Annotated in this window: 19 protein-coding genes and 1 pseudogene; 8 read left to right on the top strand and 12 right to left on the bottom strand. The window is 41.3% G+C overall.

Annotation, left to right across the window (positions count from 1 at the left end; all coding sequences use genetic code 11):
• Position 1 precedes the first annotated feature (1 nt).
• The 3 genes from lepB to grcA form a co-directional block, all read right to left on the bottom strand.
• Positions 2-1,051: a signal peptidase I gene (gene lepB / locus BKK48_RS02885; protein ID WP_077426695.1), complete on the bottom strand. Its 1,050-nt coding sequence runs from the start codon at positions 1,049-1,051 to the stop codon at positions 2-4.
• An 8-nt stretch (positions 1,052-1,059) separates the two neighbouring features.
• A complete protein-coding gene (gene lepA, locus BKK48_RS02880) occupies positions 1,060-2,856 on the bottom strand; it encodes a translation elongation factor 4 (RefSeq protein ID WP_077426694.1) in 1,797 nt (598 codons plus the stop codon).
• Positions 2,857-3,018: 162 nt separating this feature from the next.
• Positions 3,019-3,402, bottom strand: coding sequence for an autonomous glycyl radical cofactor GrcA (grcA, locus tag BKK48_RS02875; protein WP_018357171.1), 384 nt, complete (start codon positions 3,400-3,402; stop codon positions 3,019-3,021).
• Positions 3,403-3,670: 268 nt separating this feature from the next.
• On the opposite strand from grcA, the gene ung reads away from it, so the two are divergent.
• Complete coding sequence (gene ung / locus BKK48_RS02870; protein WP_077426693.1) at positions 3,671-4,330, top strand: uracil-DNA glycosylase; 660 nt, start codon at positions 3,671-3,673, stop codon at positions 4,328-4,330.
• A gap of 24 nt (positions 4,331-4,354) precedes the next feature.
• Here the strand turns inward: ung and BKK48_RS02865 are convergent, their stop codons facing one another.
• The 9 genes and pseudogenes from BKK48_RS02865 to ampD form a co-directional block, all read right to left on the bottom strand.
• Entirely contained in the window at positions 4,355-4,732 is a 378-nt protein-coding gene (locus tag BKK48_RS02865) for a hypothetical protein (protein WP_077426692.1), read from the bottom strand.
• A 50-nt stretch (positions 4,733-4,782) separates the two neighbouring features.
• On the bottom strand, positions 4,783-5,157 hold the full coding sequence (locus BKK48_RS02860; protein ID WP_077426691.1) for a nuclear transport factor 2 family protein: 375 nt from the start codon (positions 5,155-5,157) through the stop codon (positions 4,783-4,785).
• A 96-nt stretch (positions 5,158-5,253) separates the two neighbouring features.
• Positions 5,254-6,072: a 4,5-DOPA-extradiol-dioxygenase gene (gene ygiD, locus BKK48_RS02855; protein WP_077426690.1), complete on the bottom strand. Its 819-nt coding sequence runs from the start codon at positions 6,070-6,072 to the stop codon at positions 5,254-5,256.
• 134 nt (positions 6,073-6,206) lie between these two features.
• Positions 6,207-6,701: a tRNA adenosine(34) deaminase TadA gene (gene tadA / locus BKK48_RS02850; protein WP_341860647.1), complete on the bottom strand. Its 495-nt coding sequence runs from the start codon at positions 6,699-6,701 to the stop codon at positions 6,207-6,209.
• A gap of 9 nt (positions 6,702-6,710) precedes the next feature.
• Entirely contained in the window at positions 6,711-7,562 is an 852-nt protein-coding gene (locus tag BKK48_RS02845) for a thymidylate synthase (RefSeq protein WP_077426688.1), read from the bottom strand.
• Positions 7,563-7,571: 9 nt separating this feature from the next.
• Positions 7,572-8,375, bottom strand: a complete 804-nt coding sequence (gene lgt / locus BKK48_RS02840) for a prolipoprotein diacylglyceryl transferase (RefSeq protein ID WP_077426687.1) — start codon at positions 8,373-8,375, stop codon at positions 7,572-7,574.
• An 8-nt stretch (positions 8,376-8,383) separates the two neighbouring features.
• Positions 8,384-9,181 carry a sulfite exporter TauE/SafE family protein gene (locus BKK48_RS02835; protein ID WP_077426686.1) on the bottom strand — a complete coding sequence of 266 codons (798 nt, stop codon included), beginning with the start codon at positions 9,179-9,181 and terminating at the stop codon, positions 8,384-8,386.
• Positions 9,182-9,291: 110 nt separating this feature from the next.
• A pseudogene (gene rppH, locus BKK48_RS02830) lies at positions 9,292-9,760 on the bottom strand (RNA pyrophosphohydrolase); the annotation flags it as partial.
• Between the two features lie 507 nt (positions 9,761-10,267).
• Entirely contained in the window at positions 10,268-10,837 is a 570-nt protein-coding gene (gene ampD, locus BKK48_RS02820) for a 1,6-anhydro-N-acetylmuramyl-L-alanine amidase AmpD (RefSeq protein ID WP_077426683.1), read from the bottom strand.
• Between the two features lie 122 nt (positions 10,838-10,959).
• On the opposite strand from ampD, the gene BKK48_RS02815 reads away from it, so the two are divergent.
• The 7 genes from BKK48_RS02815 to BKK48_RS02785 are packed head-to-tail and all read left to right on the top strand — an operon-like array spanning position 10,960 to position 15,791.
• Positions 10,960-11,397 carry a prepilin-type N-terminal cleavage/methylation domain-containing protein gene (locus BKK48_RS02815; RefSeq protein WP_077426682.1) on the top strand — a complete coding sequence of 146 codons (438 nt, stop codon included), beginning with the start codon at positions 10,960-10,962 and terminating at the stop codon, positions 11,395-11,397.
• On the top strand, positions 11,394-12,788 hold the full coding sequence (locus BKK48_RS02810) for a GspE/PulE family protein (protein ID WP_077426681.1): 1,395 nt from the start codon (positions 11,394-11,396) through the stop codon (positions 12,786-12,788). Before BKK48_RS02815 ends, BKK48_RS02810 begins: the two co-directional genes overlap by 4 nt.
• A 1-nt stretch (position 12,789) precedes the next feature.
• On the top strand, positions 12,790-14,007 hold the full coding sequence (locus BKK48_RS02805) for a type II secretion system F family protein (RefSeq protein ID WP_077426680.1): 1,218 nt from the start codon (positions 12,790-12,792) through the stop codon (positions 14,005-14,007).
• A complete protein-coding gene (locus BKK48_RS02800; protein ID WP_077426679.1) occupies positions 14,004-14,693 on the top strand; it encodes a prepilin peptidase in 690 nt (229 codons plus the stop codon). Before BKK48_RS02805 ends, BKK48_RS02800 begins: the two co-directional genes overlap by 4 nt.
• Positions 14,694-14,702: 9 nt before the next feature.
• Positions 14,703-15,347, top strand: a complete 645-nt coding sequence (gene coaE, locus BKK48_RS02795) for a dephospho-CoA kinase (RefSeq protein ID WP_077426678.1) — start codon at positions 14,703-14,705, stop codon at positions 15,345-15,347.
• Positions 15,328-15,534 (top strand): DNA gyrase inhibitor YacG, encoded by a 207-nt coding sequence (gene yacG, locus BKK48_RS02790; RefSeq protein WP_077426677.1) that lies wholly within the window; start codon positions 15,328-15,330, stop codon positions 15,532-15,534. Before coaE ends, yacG begins: the two co-directional genes overlap by 20 nt.
• Positions 15,531-15,791 (top strand): GNAT family N-acetyltransferase, encoded by a 261-nt coding sequence (locus BKK48_RS02785; RefSeq protein WP_077426676.1) that lies wholly within the window; start codon positions 15,531-15,533, stop codon positions 15,789-15,791. Before yacG ends, BKK48_RS02785 begins: the two co-directional genes overlap by 4 nt.
• Positions 15,792-15,831: the final 40 nt, after the last annotated feature.

Genomic DNA, 15,831 nt, shown 5'->3' with positions numbered 1-15,831 from the left:
CTTATTTAATTGCCGTAAAGAAACGTTCGAAACGCAAGCCTGTCGGCCATTCATTCGGTTCTTTTTCTAAGCTCATCCAAATGTAAGTGGCTTTCCCCACGATATTTTTTTCCGGTACAAATCCCCAAAAACGGCTGTCATCACTGTGATCACGGTTATCCCCCATAACAAAATATTGCCCTTCCGGCACAACCCATTCCGCTGTAGGGTTGCCTTCTTGTGGGAAAAATTCCGGACCGGAATAACGGCGATAAGGGCTGATTAACACCTTATGTACCACATCGCCTTGCTCGGTCAATTCCAATTCATTTGGAAATGCCGGATTGGTAGGATTTTGGTGATATTCAAAGGTTTTGCTTTCACAGTTTATTTCACAAGGTTTCCCTTCTTTACCGTACACAATTTTCAAGGTTTTTTGATCCATATCGAAAATCACACGATCGCCACCTTGCCCGACAATACGTTTAATATAATCCACCGCAGACATATTCTCTTTTGAACTTAAGGCTAAATTTTCCGCATAAGCGGCTCGGGTTGCACCAAGCCCTGTACGAAGTAAAGCCTGTTCCGGTGCTTTAAAAACGATGACATCACCACGTTGCGGTTTTTCCCCTTCAATGATCGTATTTTGGAAAATCGGATCTTTAACCCCATAGGCATATTTATTGACAACGAGAAAATCCCCGACACGCAATGTGGATTCCATTGAACCGGAAGGAATTTGGAAAGGTTCAAACAAAAAAGAACGCACCAGGAAAACCACCGCTAATACCGGAAATAAAGAAGATAAAAATTCTGAACCTTCCGAAATGGGTTCGATTTTTGCTTTTTCTTCATCGCTGAGCGCTTGACCGGAACGTTGCTCCATTCGGGCGATTTGACGCTGACGCTTAGGGGCGACAACAAAACGGTGATAACACCATAACACACCCGAAAGTGCGGTCAAAATCAGCAATAAAATGCTAAATGTATTAGGCAATTGGAAATAATCCAACGCTTTCCAAATACCAAATCCTACCGCTAAAAAAATCACAAAAAATAAATTAGACATATTGTTCCTTATTTATCCTTACCCACATGTAAAATAGCAAGAAACGCTTCTTGCGGCACTTCTACATTCCCTAAAGATTTCATTCGTTTCTTACCTTCTTTTTGTTTCTGTAAAAGTTTTTTCTTACGGCTCACATCACCACCATAGCATTTTGCCAACACGTTTTTACGCAATTGTTTCACCGTTGAACGGGCAATAATGTGGTTACCAATTGCCGCTTGAATCGCAATATCAAACTGCTGACGAGGGATCAATTCACGCATTTTTTCCACTAATTCACGTCCACGATACTGAGCGTTATCTTTATGCACAATTAACGCAAGAGCATCTACACGCTCACCGTTAATCATAATATCCACACGCACCATATCTGCCGCTTGGAAACGTTTGAAGCCGTAATCTAAGGACGCATAACCCCGTGAGGTGGATTTTAAGCGATCGAAGAAATCCAACACCACTTCCCCCATTGGAATTTCGTAGGTCAGCGCAATTTGATTGCCGTGATACACCATATTGGTTTGTACCCCACGCTTTTCCACACAAAGCGTAATTACGTTGCCTAAATATTCTTGTGGCACCAACATATTACATTCTGCAATGGGTTCACGAATTTCAGAAATATTATTCAGTGGCGGCAACTTAGAGGGGCTATCCACATAAACCACTTCGCCATTTGTCATCTCTACTTCATAAATTACCGTCGGTGCGGTGGTGATCAGATCTAAATCGTATTCCCGCTCTAAACGTTCTTGAATGATCTCCATATGAAGTAGCCCCAAGAAACCACAACGGAAACCAAAACCCAGTGCCGTTGAATTTTCCGGCTCATAGAATAATGAAGCATCATTGAGGCTTAATTTACCAAGCGCATCACGAAAGGCTTCATAATCATCCGAGCTGACAGGGAATAACCCCGCATAAACTTGTGGTTTGACTTTCTTAAAGCCCGGTAAAACCTCCGTTGCCGGATGATGTTGATGAGTTAAAGTATCCCCCACCGGTGCCCCTAAAATATCTTTAATGGCACAAACCAACCAGCCTACTTCGCCACAGTTCAATACCGTGGTATCCACTTGTTTCGGTGTGAAAATACCAAGGCGATCTACGTTATAAGCCTGCCCGGTGGACATCACTTTAATTTTATCGCCTTTGCGTAGTGTGCCGTTTTTAATCCGCACAAGGGAAACCACGCCCAAATAATTATCGAACCAAGAATCAATGATTAAGGCTTGTAATGGTGCCTCAGGATCGCCTTCAGGGGCAGGAATCTTTGCCACAATTTCTTCTAATACATCTTCAATGCCTTGTCCGGTTTTTGCCGAGCAACGCACCGCTTCCATGGCATCAATGCCTACAATATCTTCAATTTCTTCCGCTACACGTTCAGGATCTGCTGCCGGCAGGTCGATTTTGTTTAAAATCGGCACCACTTCGAGATCCATTTCAATGGCAGTGTAACAGTTGGCAAGGGTTTGCGCTTCTACCCCTTGACCGGCATCCACCACCAACAATGCCCCTTCACAGGCGGCTAAAGAACGTGATACTTCATAGGAAAAATCCACATGTCCCGGTGTATCAATAAAGTTTAATTGATAGGTTTCGCCATTTTTAGCTTTGTAATTTAAGGTTACGCTTTGGGCTTTAATCGTAATGCCACGCTCACGTTCAAGATCCATCGAATCCAAGACTTGTGCTTCCATTTCACGATCGGAAAGCCCGCCACAGGTTTGAATTAAACGGTCGGAAAGGGTGGATTTACCATGGTCGATATGGGCAATAATAGAAAAGTTACGAATATTCTTCATAAAAATGTTGGTTTTCTCAAAAAATCATTAAATTTAACTGGCGGATTTTACCCGAAAAGCATAAAAATCGCTAGGAAAGAAAGGAAAGTGCGGTAGATTTTTTCTGAGTTTTAGAAAAACAAAACCCCGATAACATCGGGGTTTCTCTTATTCAATTTGAGATTATAAGCTTTCGGTGAAAGTACGGGTAATCACATCACGTTGCTGTTCCGGAGTAAGTGAGTTAAAACGCACTGCATAACCGGAAACACGGATCGTTAATTGTGGATATTTATCCGGGTTGTTTACCGCATCTTCTAAGGTTTCACGACGTAATACGTTCACGTTTAAGTGTTGACCGCCTTCTACTTTGACAGTTGGTGCGACGTTTACCGGTAGTTCACGATATTCGATTTGGCCTAATTCACTTACTGCAACCACTTGATCTTCCTCGAAACCGCCTTTTGCACATAAACAACGAGCTTCGTTCGTGTCGCTGTCTAATAACCAAAATGAGTTAAGCAAATTGTCATTCGCTGCTTGAGTAATTTGAATACCTTTAATCATAATCGCCTCCTAATTGGCTTCTGTATAATCATAAAAACTGTGCAAATTTTATCAAAATTTTTGAAGACTTCAAATTCTTTTGATAGAGAACAAGTTATTTTTTTATAAGCATTTTTTGATTTTTGATATAAATCAAAATATTTATTAAACCATCACTAAATAGGCTATTTTTGTTAACAAAAATATGACATTTTAAAATCAATCTCACCTACCTAGACTATCACATTTCATTTATAATGCGGGCAATCAATACTTACTGGGATTTATGATGAAAACCTGGACTGATGTGATCGGTAAAGAAAAAGAACAACCTTATTTTCAACAGGCATTAAAACAAGTTCACCTAGCCAGACAAAGGGGAAAAACCATTTATCCTCCGCAAGAAGAGGTATTTAATGCTTTCAAATACACCGCATTTGAAGAGGTTAAAGTCGTGATCTTAGGGCAAGATCCTTATCATGGCCCGAACCAAGCCCATGGTCTTGCCTTTTCCGTGAAACCGGAAGTGGCTATTCCCCCTTCTCTATTGAATATCTATAAAGAATTAAATCAAGATATTCCCGGTTTCCAAATTCCCGCTAATGGCTACTTAGTGAAGTGGGCAGAACAAGGGGTGTTATTACTCAATACGGTTTTGACTGTTGAACGGGGGCTTGCCCACTCCCATGCTAATTTAGGTTGGGAAACCTTTACCGACCGTGTCATCGCCGCACTCAACGAACAGCGTGAGAATTTGGTTTTCTTACTTTGGGGAAGCCATGCGCAGAAAAAAGGCAGTATGATTGATCGCACCCGTCATGCGGTTTTCACTGCTCCTCACCCCTCTCCCCTTTCTGCACACCGAGGTTTTTTCGGATGCCGACATTTTTCCAAAACCAATGAATATTTAAGAGAAAAAGGTATGTCTGAGATTGACTGGCAACTTTAAAGTGCGGTCGTTTTTTAATGAGTTTTAAATTTCTTTCGTCAAACGTTCAAATTCGCTAATGTTCATTGGGGTTTGACTTTTGATTAATAAAATTTTGTCAATACGCCGCACTAATTGCAACGTACAATCGGAAAAACGCAAAATAGTATCGGTCCAATCCAAATAATTATATTTGGTTTCCAGTAAATCTCTACGATTAGAAAATTGAGGGATTAAGTAAAAATAATGGTGAAGTGCCTGATGGTAGTCAGAGAAAGCTACTTCTTCAAGATAAAACCTGTTTTCTTGTATTTCGATATACTCAGAACGCAAGCGCTTACCTCGTTTTAAGAGACGAACAGGACGTTTGCCGATAAGATAAAAAATAATCGTTGTAAAACAAAGAACAAAAAGAAACCACATATTAATTGGATAAAAATGCCGTCTGAAATGGTGTTCAGACGGCGATAAGATTATTTCACTGGAAACATGGCATGACCGTTTACCGCTTTCTCTGCCGGTACTTCTTCCTGCATCACATCCCAATGCTCGACCACTTTGCCGTTTTCCAAACGGAAAATATCCACGGCTAACATCGTTTTCCCTGCCCAGTTATTGTAACGACCATGAACCATAACATAATCACCGTCTTCCATGATAATACCTTGTTCATAGCTCATCGCTTGTGCATCGGGCGATTGAATAAAACCACGCAAAACATCCAAACCGTTCGGCATAGCGGGATTGTGTTGGATCATATCCCCCGCCCAATAGGCTTCAGCTTTTACCACATCCTTTTGGTTAAACACGACATCCAAGTAATCACTAATGATTTTGGCATTAGACATAAAATTTCCTCTTAATAAATGTAAAACAACTTATCGTCGGACTAACCGAACCGTGCGCAAAGTAGCATGATGCCTATAACTTGTAAAGCCACTATCTCATCGTCTATGATGTGAATTTAATGCACTATTTCCAAGTAAAACCGATGTCATACTCACAGAGCCTCCTACTAGCACATCATTGAAAATCACCACATCATCACCATCTTCACGCAATGCCATGACATAAAGTAAAGGTAAATAATGTTCAGGTGTAGGTACTGATAGGCTAGCTGGTTCACCGAATTGGTCGAAATTCACTAAAGCATCAAGGTTGTTTTCCACCACCGCTTGGTTAATTTGATCACGGAATGTTAAGGCCCAATCATATGCCGCACCGATAGTATTCATATGTTCATAGCTCATCACGGCAAGATTATGCACAATATCGCCACTTCCTAAAATAAGCACACCTTCCTCACGCAAAGGGGCTAATTTTTTGGCTAAATTAAAATGCCATTGTGCCGATTTACTACGATCCAAACTTAGCTGAACAACAGGCACATCCGCTTGAGGATAAAGATGCATTAACACCGCCCAAGCCCCATGATCAAAACCCCGATTTGGGTTGATATGTAATTCCTCATCTTGTAATAATGCTTGCACTCTCGCCACTAATTCCGCACTCCCCGGAGCCGGATAATCCACCTGACTTAATTCTTCAGGAAAACCATAGAAATCATAAATCATCGGGGGATTTTCACTTCCCATGATTTCTAGCCCTTGACTAAACCAATGTGCCGAAATACACAAAATAGCTTTCGGCTTCTCAAAAGACGCCGCTACTTGTGCGAAATTTTGGTTAAAAGGGTTATTCGGCTCAATTGCATTCATTGGGTTGCCATGTCCGACAAATAGTGCAGGCATTTTTTTGCTCATATTTCCCCCTAAAATAGGTCAGGTTTAAATAGACAAAATTATGATGGCAGTCAAACAGAAAATAAAGAGAGAAATTGGAATAGGTGTTTTTACTTTTAGTTAATAATGGGAGGGAAGATGGCTTTTTTAGAAAACTATGGATTGTTTTTTATCTTTTCTGCTTTTTTCTCCACCCGTCTTCTACGGAAAAAAGCACTTAATTTTTCACCGCACTCTTGCGCCAGTACGCCGCCGGTGATTTCTACACTGTGGTTCATTTGATAATCATCAAAAAAGTGGAAACGAGAACCCACCGCACCGGTTTTATAATCTGGCGCACCAAACACCAAGCGTTGAATTCGGCTGTGTAAAATCGCCCCGGCACACATAGTGCAGGGTTCGAGCGTCACATAAAGGGTGGTATTCAGCAGACGATAATTTTGCGCCTTTTTTGCCGCATGGCGTAATGCGACGATTTCCGCATGGGCAGTCGGGTCGTTTTCAATAATGGAGAGATTCCAACCTTCCCCGAGAATATTCCCTTCGCTGTCCACCAGCACCGCCCCCACGGGAATTTCACCTAAGGCTTCGGCTTTATCCGCCAAGCTCAGGGCATGGCGCATAAATTTCTCATCAAAATCCGACCGCACTTTTTTACCTTATACAGAGAAAGGATATTTAATCGCTTCGTGGGATTGATAACCAATCACTTTGAAATCATCCATGGTGACCCAAGTCTCCAAATCTTCGAGGGTTTTAATATCAGGATTAATCTCCAATTTTGGCAGAGGGAAAGGCGCACGTTTTAATTGCACATCACGCATGAGCGCCAGTTGATCTTCATAAATATGCGCATTAATAATTTTGTGAAACGCTTTGCCTGCTTTCTTTCCGGTGATTTGTGCCATTAAGGCTAAGAAGGTAAACACTTGAATTTGGTTAAAATTCAACCCGAGTGGGACATCACAAGAGCGCTGATAGCTGGTAAGATGCAAGGTATCGCCCACAAGGGAGAAGGTGTGCGTGTGCATACAAGGACGCAAACAGCCTAAATCAATTTCCCCCGGGTTGAAAAATGTCATGATCTCGCCCCGATCATCAATTCCTCGAGTGAGATTGTTCACAATTTTGCGAAGTTGATCTACTGTTTCACCGTTTGGTTTACGCCAGGCTCTCCCCTGAACCCCATAAACACGGCCCATATCATCAGTGCCTTTACGATGAGGATTAGCAAGCCATGCGGCATTTTCATTGGCATTGGCATCCCAAGTTTTGGTACCGAGCTTGCGAAAATCCGCCGCATTATCATAACCGCGAAGATAACCTAAAAACTCCGCAATAGCGGCTTTCCAATAGCTTTTTCTGGTAGTAATGAGGGGAAATTGGTTATTCGCCACATCATATTCTAAATCCGCATTAATCACTGTTAAGCAACGTTTTCCCGTGCGTTCGTTGGCAATCCATTCGCCTTCATCAATAATACGCTGACAGAGTTCGAGATATTGTTTCATAAAAACGCCTTAATTTTTCACCGCACTTTTGCGCATGTAAGCCCAGCCCATAATCAATGCGCCACCGATAATCATCGGTAAACTCAAGGCTTGACCACGGGTCATTATACCAAGGAAAGCCTCCACTTCCGGCTCTCGTACATATTCCACGATAAAGCGGAACAGACCATAGCCTATCAAAAATAAACCGGCAACCGATCCCATCGGACGTGGCTTTTTGATAAAGAGATTGAGCATAGCAAAAAGCACAAAACCTTCTAAAAAGGCTTCGTAAAGTTGCGAAGGGTGACGGGGTAATAACAGCGGATCATTAGGGAAAATCATCGCCCAAGGCACATTGGTTTCACGCCCCCAAAGTTCAAGGTTAATAAAGTTACCAATACGTCCTAATCCTAAACCAAAGGGAATTAAAGGGGCGACAAAATCCGCTGTTTGCCAGAAATGGCGTTTTTGTGAATAAGAGGTCCAAATCATGGCGACAATCACGCCAATCAATCCCCCATGGAAAGACATTCCCCCTTCCCAAACACGGAACAAATAAAGCGGATCTTGTAAGAAATGATCAAAATTATAGAAGAACACATCACCAATACGCCCCCCTAAAAACACGCCCATAAAACCATTGAAAAGCAGGCTATCTACCTGATCAACCGTCCAACCGCTATTCGGACGATTTGCTCGGCGAACCCCCAACCAACGGGCAAAAATAAAGCCCAATAGATACATCAAGCCATACCAACGCAGACCGATGTTGCTATCACCAAAAGTAAAAATGCTGGGATCAAAATAGGGAAGGTGTAAATATTGATGCATAATTTTCCTTATTTAAGAAACATATTAACCGCAATCACAATGAGTAATAATGCAAAGCCTTTTTTCAGCGTAGGAACAGGCAATTTGGCAGTGGCGTTTGCGCCTAATTTGGAAGTAAAAAATGAGGTGGCCGTAATACAAAAAACTGCCGGTAAGTAAACATAGCCGAGGGAATAATTCGGCATGGCGCTATTTCCCCAACCACTGACTATAAAACTTAACATGCCGGATACGCCAAGCAGCATGCCACAGAAAGCAGAAGATCCAATGGCTTTTTTGATATCAATACCCCGTGAATTTAAGAAAGGTACAATAAAACCGCCCCCACCAATTCCGGCAACACTTGATGCCATACCAATTAAAATACCACCGATAATCGAAGAGCCTGTTGTCAGTGTTTTTGTCGATTCAACCGGCTGAGGTTTAATGGAAACCACCATTTTGATCGCTAAATACACCACAAGGCAGGCAAATAGTTTTGAGGTAATATCACGATCTAATTTGCCGATAAATAAACCGGAGATAAAGACGGTTATCATAATCACAGGCGCTAAAATTTTTACCGCATCCCACACAATATTACCTAATTGGTGATGGCGTTGTGCGGAAGAAAAACCAGTGATCACAATAGTAGCAAAAGAGGTGCCCAGTGCGGTGGACATCAGCAAAGGTTCCGGTACACCCACCATCGGCAATAAATAAACCAATGCAGGCACAACAATTAAACCGCCGCCAATGCCAAATAACCCTGCAAGAAAGCCGACAACACTGCCGACTAACAAACTAATGATAATAAAAGTTAACATCACCTATCCCCTTTTGTGAAACGGGCGTTTTGAAGGTTTCGATTTATCCGAAGGAATAAATTTAGACTCGCGTGTTTTCAACGCCTCAATAGGCTTATCTTTCTCACGGGAAAACAAAAAGGAAGCAAATTCTTTCATCGCACGCCGATAAACTTCTTTTTTAAATGCCACCACTTGTCGGACAGGATACCAAAAACTGACCCAACGCCAACCATCAAACTCCGGCAATTTGGTACTTTTCATATTGATTGTTTTTTCATCGGCAATCAGTTGTAATAAAAACCAACGTTGTTTTTGTCCGATACACATGGGCTTAGAATCATAACGGAGCAAACGTTTGGGTAATTTATAACGTAGCCAATGCTTCGAAACATATAAAATTCGAACATCTTTCGGCTGTAATCCCACTTCTTCGTATAACTCTCGATACATCGCTTGTTCGGCAGTTTCATTCTCATTAATGCCGCCTTGTGGAAATTGCCAAGAATTTTGTCCGCAACGTTTTGCCCAAAGTACCTGATTTTTATGATTACAAATCACAATTCCCACATTTGGACGGTAGCCATCAAAATCGACCACGCTTGTTCTACCTTAGTTAAATTTTTATAAAAATAATCTGCGGATTGTTTCATAAATTGGCGTTTTTATCAACCAAAGGGCGATGGATGATACGGTTTCAGCAAAGATCCTGTGGATAAAACTGTGGCTAAAGCTGTCATCAACCTCAATAAAATTGTGTAGAAATCATTTAAACGCCTTTTTATTCCTCATTTCAGTCAATATTGATAATTTTTTCAGCCTATACGATCTTTACCAAAAGAAATCGTACTTAATTTCAACAAAGCTTGATCAAAAAAAACTCATTATTAAAAGAAAGCCACAAAAAATACCAAGCTCTTATCCCTCTTGTGAGTTATTCAGTATTTCTGTGGATAACATTGTGGCTGGCAAAATGAATCCTATTGGATAACTTCTCACCCGCCCATTCAATCCAATCAGCATTTAAAAAAAACAATTTATAATTCAATAAGTTATAAAAAATTCTGCGTTATTCTTATAATGTGAATAATGGGAAAAATGGGCTGTTTATTTTTTAGACTGAACAGTAATGCTATCTAAATAACGCGCCCAATCAAAATATTGACCGGGATCGATTTTCCGCCCGGGTGAGATATCCGCATGCCCGACAATACGTTTTCGCGTAATCTTTGGATAAGCTGCCATAATGCATTTTGTCAACACTTGTAAGGACTGATACTGAGCTTCAGTAAAAGGTTGTTCATTACTGCCTTCAAGTTCAATTCCAATGGAAAAATCATTGCATCTTTCCCGCCCCTCAAAACAGGAAACACCTGCATGCCATGCCCGATCATTGAAATTGACATACTGGGTAATCACGCCCTGACGGTCGATCAAACAATGGGCAGAAACCCGCATTTGGTGAATTTCTTCAAAATAGGGGTGAAGTATGGGATCTAATTTACCTTGAAAAAAATCATCAATATAGCCTCCGCCAAACTGTTCCGGCGGCAAACTGATATAGTGAATCACCAATAAAGAAATATCTTCCGCATCTAAACGTTCATCAAAATGAGGTGAAGAAACCTTGCGGCAATTTACCAGCCAACCTTTCTCAATACACTGCTGTTTTTTCATGATTGTTCCCTATTTTTACGATCTCTATCGCAGAAAAAGTGCGGTCAATTTTACAAAGTTTTTTTCCTTTTACACAATGGGCTCACCCATTTCGTTTAACGCCTATTTATCAAGGAAAACCAATGAAACCAATCTCCCAGCCAAAACTAAAAAGAGGATTTACACTTATCGAATTAATGATTGTGATTACCATCATCGCAATTCTTGCGACGATCGCTATTCCCTCTTATCAAAATTATACTAAAAAGGCGGCTATGTCCGAATTATTGCAAGCCTCTGCACCCTTTAAATCGGATGTTGAGCTTTGTGTTTATGGTACGGGAGCGACAACAAATTGTAGCGGAGGCGCAAATGGTGTCAGTGCGGATATCACCACCGCAAAAGGTTATATTAAAAGCATTAATACCAATGGCGGGGTCATTAGTGTTATCGGCAATGGAACATTAGACGGGGTAGCCTATACCCTCACAGCAAGTGGCGACAATACAAGAGGCATCACTTGGACAACGGATTGTACCGGTGATGCGGCATTATTTCCTGCCGGATTTTGCACAAGATGACAGACTATGCTTTACTTCATGCCCACCGAGCAACCGCAAAAAATGGCGAGGTTTTCCTGATCCCACCCGATTTATGGGAACGTAATCAACAGCAACAGACTCTCTTTTTACGTTATTTTGCTTTACCGCTAAAAGAAGAACCCCACCAGTTATGGCTTGCTGTTGATTCCTTTTCCAATCTTTGTGCCTGTGAAACTCTAGCTTTTCTTAGCGGAAAATTGGTCGAGCCTGTACTGCTTGAAACGGCTCATCTTAAAGATCTGCTACAACAACTTGCTCCACAATCCATGCAAGTGGAAGAACAAGTCAGTTTCTATCATCCCCAAGAACAAGAAAAAACCGAAAAAAACGATGATGAACCGATTATCCAATTATTAAATCATATTTTTGAATTAGCCCTGCAAAAAAATGCCTCAGATATTCATTTGGAAACGCAGCAGAACCATTTTCTCGTGAGATTTAGGATTGACGGTCTGCTACAACCTCAAGCGCCCCTGAGTAAAAATTTAGCCAATCGGATGATTTCCCGTTTAAAACTCTTGGCGAAACTGGATATCAGTGAAACCCGCTTGCCACAAGACGGACGTTTTCAATTTAAAACGACCTTTTCCGATATGCTTGATTTTCGCCTGTCTACCCTACCGACCCACTGGGGAGAAAAAGTCGTACTTCGGGTACAACAAAATAAACCGGTACAATTTAGCTTTGCCGAATTAGGTATGACCACATCACAGCAACAGGCCTTTCAACAAGCACTTCGCCAACCACAGGGATTGATTTTGGTCACCGGCCCAACCGGAAGCGGAAAAAGTATTTCCCTTTACACCGCACTTCAATGGCTCAACACACCGGATAAACACATTATGACGGCAGAAGATCCCATTGAAATTGAATTAGAAGGTATTATCCAAAGCCAAATAAACCCTCAAATCGGGTTGGATTTTAGTCGTTTACTACGGTCATTTTTACGACAAGACCCCGATATTATTATGCTGGGTGAAATTCGAGATGAAGAAAGTGCCGCCATGGCGCTGCGGGCAGCACAAACCGGACATTTAGTTCTCTCAACTTTACACACCAATGATGCCCCTTCGGCCCTTTCACGCTTGCAACAACTGGGGATAGGGCAACATGAAATTGAAAGTACCTTATTGTTAGTCATTGCACAGCGGCTTGTGCGAAAACGTTGCCAAAAGTGCGGTCAATTTTCTCAACATTCTTGCGATTGCCATCAAGGTTATCTGGGAAGAATCGGTGTTTATCAATTCTTATCCCGGCAACAAAACCGCTATCAAACCGATTTTGCGCATCTTCTGCAAAGTGGATTGGAAAAAGTGAAACAAGGGATTACCGATAAAGCAGAAATTTATCGTGTTTTAGGCAGGGAATAATATGGCAAAAAAACTTTTTTATTTCCAAGGACAAAATGCCTTAAAACAAATGCAAAAAGGCTCTATTGTTGCCGAATCCTTTCAGCAGGCTCAATTTCAATTGATAAATCGAGGACTAAGCAACCTTAAATTACAACGCAATTGGCAACTCAATTACCAACCGAAGAAAGCAGAAATTAGCAACTTATTGAACCAACTGGCGACTTTATTGCAATCGGCAATTCCACTTAAAAACAGCTTACAAATTTTACAGCAAAATTGTACACAGCTCGCCTTAAATATTTGGTTAGAAAACCTTATACATCACCTTGAGGCCGGTTTGTCTTTTTCCCAAGGTATTGAACAGCAAGGCAAATATCTCACTCAACAGGAAATTCAACTCATTCAAGTGGGTGAAATGACAGGCAAACTCGCTATGGTTTGTGGCAAAATTGCCAGCCACCGTCAAGCCGCCCTCACATTGCAACGAAAGTTACAAAAAATTATGTTTTACCCAGCGATGGTATTAGGCATTGCTTTATTGATTAGCTTCTCCCTTTTACTTTTTATCGTGCCTCAATTTGCCGAAATGTATCAAAGCAATGATAGTGAGCTACCTGTATTAACCGCTGCATTGCTCGCCGCATCCGATTTTCTCAAAGATAAGGCTTATATTCTGCTTGTATTTGCTCTCATCTCTGCCCTAATGTATCCCTTAACTTTAAAACATTCCCTGTGGTTTCAACGGCAAAAATCCCGCTTCATTTCTGCCATGCCAGTTTTTGGGCGTATTCAACAACTTTCCCGTTTAGTGAATTTTACGCAAAGTTTACAGATGATGTTGCAAGCCGGCATACCGCTAAATCAAGCCTTAAACAGTTTTCTGTCCTCTACACACACTTGGCAAACCCAGCAAATGACAACAGATCACCTTCTCGATACCGAAGTGCGTTCTATTTTACACTGGATCTCGCAAGGTTATCGCTTTTCAGACAGTGTCAGTAGCCATCTTTTTCCTCTAGAAGCCCAGCAAATGCTCCAAATTGGTGAGAAAAGTGGAAAATTGGCATTGATGTTGCAACATATTGCGGAAAATTATCAAGGAAAACTTAATCATCACATTGATCTTCTCTCTCAAATGCTAGAGCCTTTAATGATGGTGATTATTGGCAGCCTTATCGGCGTGATGATGATGGGTATGTACTTACCCATTTTTAATATGGGATCAGTCGTACAATGATGTTATTTTCTGCCTTTTTACTCGGTGGGATAGTCGGCATCCTATTATGGCTTTATGTTGCAAATTTTATTGAGCGCTTACAAAGGGATATTTACCATACTTACCTTGAATTATTCCCTCAATGCCCCCCACTATTTCGTCCCCATCTTGCCGCAATTCAAAGGAAAAAGTGCGGTCATATTTTGAGGTATTTTTTCTGTTGCGGCATGGTCTTCGCCGCTTTAATCAACCTCACAGATAATCCCTTTTTGGCTTTATGGTTGGGCAGTTCTGTGATTTTACTTTGGGCTATCGCCTATCTGGATTGGCAATACCAACTCATTTCCCCAACCCCTTGCCTATGGCTAACCACCCTCGGGCTAATGGGGGCAACTCAATCCTTTTCATTTTTAACACTGGAAGAAAGCCTGCAAAGTGCGGTCGTTTTTTTCCTTGTTTTTTATGGGATTTATTGGGGAGCAAAATGGCTCTATAAAAAAGAAGCCTTCGGACAAGGGGACTATTGGCTTGCGCTAGGGATTGGCAGCTACTTGCCTTTGGAACATCTACCGTATTTTCTGCTCATAGCCTGTTTACTCGGCATAGTATTTGCGCTCATTTGTCAAAAAAGAAACACGTTTTTACCTTTTGCACCTTTTCTCTGTGTTTCAACTTTTGTAGTATGGCTATTTAATTATTCTTTATAAGGAATTGTCATGACGTATGTTGTAGGTCTCACTGGGGGCATTGGCAGCGGTAAAACCACCATTGCCAATTTATTTGCCGAACTCGGTGTGCCGATTGTCGATGCAGATCTTGTCGCCCGTGAAATCGTGGCAAAGGGAAGCCCTTTACTGAAACAAATTGTCGAACATTTTGGCAATAACGTTTTATTGGAAAATGGTGAACTCAACCGCTCCGCCTTGCGTCAACGGGTGTTTTCTAATGAAGAGGAAAAAAATTGGTTGAACAATTTGTTACATCCCGCCATTCGAGAAGCAATGTTAAAACAGCTTTCTGCTCAAACTTCGCCCTATACCCTGTTTGTTGTCCCACTGCTGATTGAAAATAACCTGACTGAGCTTTGTCAGCGAATACTTGTGGTTGATGTCACCCCACAAACCCAACTTGCTCGAGCAGCGAACAGGGATCAAAATAATCTTGAGCAAATTCAACGTATTATGAACGCACAAGTGAGCCGGGAAGAGCGGTTAAAATGGGCGACGGATATCATTAACAATGACAAAGATCTCGCTGAAAATCTACCGCACTTAAAACAAAAAGTGCTAGAATTACACCGTTTTTATTTACAACAAGCACAAGCATCCCATGTCAGAAGAAATGTCCGAAGAAATCCTTGAAGTACCTTGTCCAATTTGTCGCAAACCGGTTCCTTGGCACGCCCAAAGCCCATTTCGTCCTTTTTGTAGTAAGCGTTGTCAACTTATTGATCTCGGCGAATGGGCATCGGAAGAAAAAGCTATTCCAAGTGATACTGCTGATTTTGCCACCGATCCTAATTTCAGCGAAGAATGGAGCAAAAAATGAAAATCCAGCATCAGGAAGTAAATCAACAAGGTGAATTTTTTATTCTCAATGAACAAGGCGAAAAAATTGCCAAACTCACTTATTTTTACGAAACAGAAAACAAAATTAACGCCAATCACACTTTCGTATCCAACCAACTGCGAGGCCAAGGCATCGCCAATAAACTTTATCAAGCCTTAGTCGGGTTTATCACAGAAAAACAATTGGATCTCCATCCGACTTGTAGCTATATCGAAAAAAAATGGGTGAGAAAATAATTCTTCGCCCATTATTATCACTGAGTATTATTCAATCTAG

Origin of the sequence: Rodentibacter heidelbergensis, assembly GCF_002000125.1 — a bacterium.
In the GTDB taxonomy this organism is placed as follows: Bacteria; Pseudomonadota; Gammaproteobacteria; order Enterobacterales; family Pasteurellaceae; genus Rodentibacter; species Rodentibacter heidelbergensis.
This window is presented reverse-complemented; position numbering and strand designations above follow the sequence as displayed.

Bases quoted from the DNA above. Each gene is read 5' to 3' on its own strand.
- lepB (WP_077426695.1), bottom strand. From the start codon at position 1,051: ATGTCTAATTTATTTTTTGTGATTTTTTTAGCGGTAGGATTTGGTATT.
- lepA (WP_077426694.1), bottom strand. From the start codon at position 2,856: ATGAAGAATATTCGTAACTTTTCTATTATTGCCCATATCGACCATGGT.
- grcA (WP_018357171.1), bottom strand. From the start codon at position 3,402: ATGATTAAAGGTATTCAAATTACTCAAGCAGCGAATGACAATTTGCTT.
- ung (WP_077426693.1), top strand. From the start codon at position 3,671: ATGAAAACCTGGACTGATGTGATCGGTAAAGAAAAAGAACAACCTTAT.
- BKK48_RS02865 (WP_077426692.1), bottom strand. From the start codon at position 4,732: ATGTGGTTTCTTTTTGTTCTTTGTTTTACAACGATTATTTTTTATCTT.
- BKK48_RS02860 (WP_077426691.1), bottom strand. From the start codon at position 5,157: ATGTCTAATGCCAAAATCATTAGTGATTACTTGGATGTCGTGTTTAAC.
- ygiD (WP_077426690.1), bottom strand. From the start codon at position 6,072: ATGAGCAAAAAAATGCCTGCACTATTTGTCGGACATGGCAACCCAATG.
- BKK48_RS02845 (WP_077426688.1), bottom strand. From the start codon at position 7,562: ATGAAACAATATCTCGAACTCTGTCAGCGTATTATTGATGAAGGCGAA.
- lgt (WP_077426687.1), bottom strand. From the start codon at position 8,375: ATGCATCAATATTTACACCTTCCCTATTTTGATCCCAGCATTTTTACT.
- BKK48_RS02835 (WP_077426686.1), bottom strand. From the start codon at position 9,181: ATGTTAACTTTTATTATCATTAGTTTGTTAGTCGGCAGTGTTGTCGGC.
- ampD (WP_077426683.1), bottom strand. From the start codon at position 10,837: ATGAAAAAACAGCAGTGTATTGAGAAAGGTTGGCTGGTAAATTGCCGC.
- BKK48_RS02815 (WP_077426682.1), top strand. From the start codon at position 10,960: ATGAAACCAATCTCCCAGCCAAAACTAAAAAGAGGATTTACACTTATC.
- BKK48_RS02810 (WP_077426681.1), top strand. From the start codon at position 11,394: ATGACAGACTATGCTTTACTTCATGCCCACCGAGCAACCGCAAAAAAT.
- BKK48_RS02805 (WP_077426680.1), top strand. From the start codon at position 12,790: ATGGCAAAAAAACTTTTTTATTTCCAAGGACAAAATGCCTTAAAACAA.
- BKK48_RS02800 (WP_077426679.1), top strand. From the start codon at position 14,004: ATGATGTTATTTTCTGCCTTTTTACTCGGTGGGATAGTCGGCATCCTA.
- coaE (WP_077426678.1), top strand. From the start codon at position 14,703: ATGACGTATGTTGTAGGTCTCACTGGGGGCATTGGCAGCGGTAAAACC.
- yacG (WP_077426677.1), top strand. From the start codon at position 15,328: ATGTCCGAAGAAATCCTTGAAGTACCTTGTCCAATTTGTCGCAAACCG.
- BKK48_RS02785 (WP_077426676.1), top strand. From the start codon at position 15,531: ATGAAAATCCAGCATCAGGAAGTAAATCAACAAGGTGAATTTTTTATT.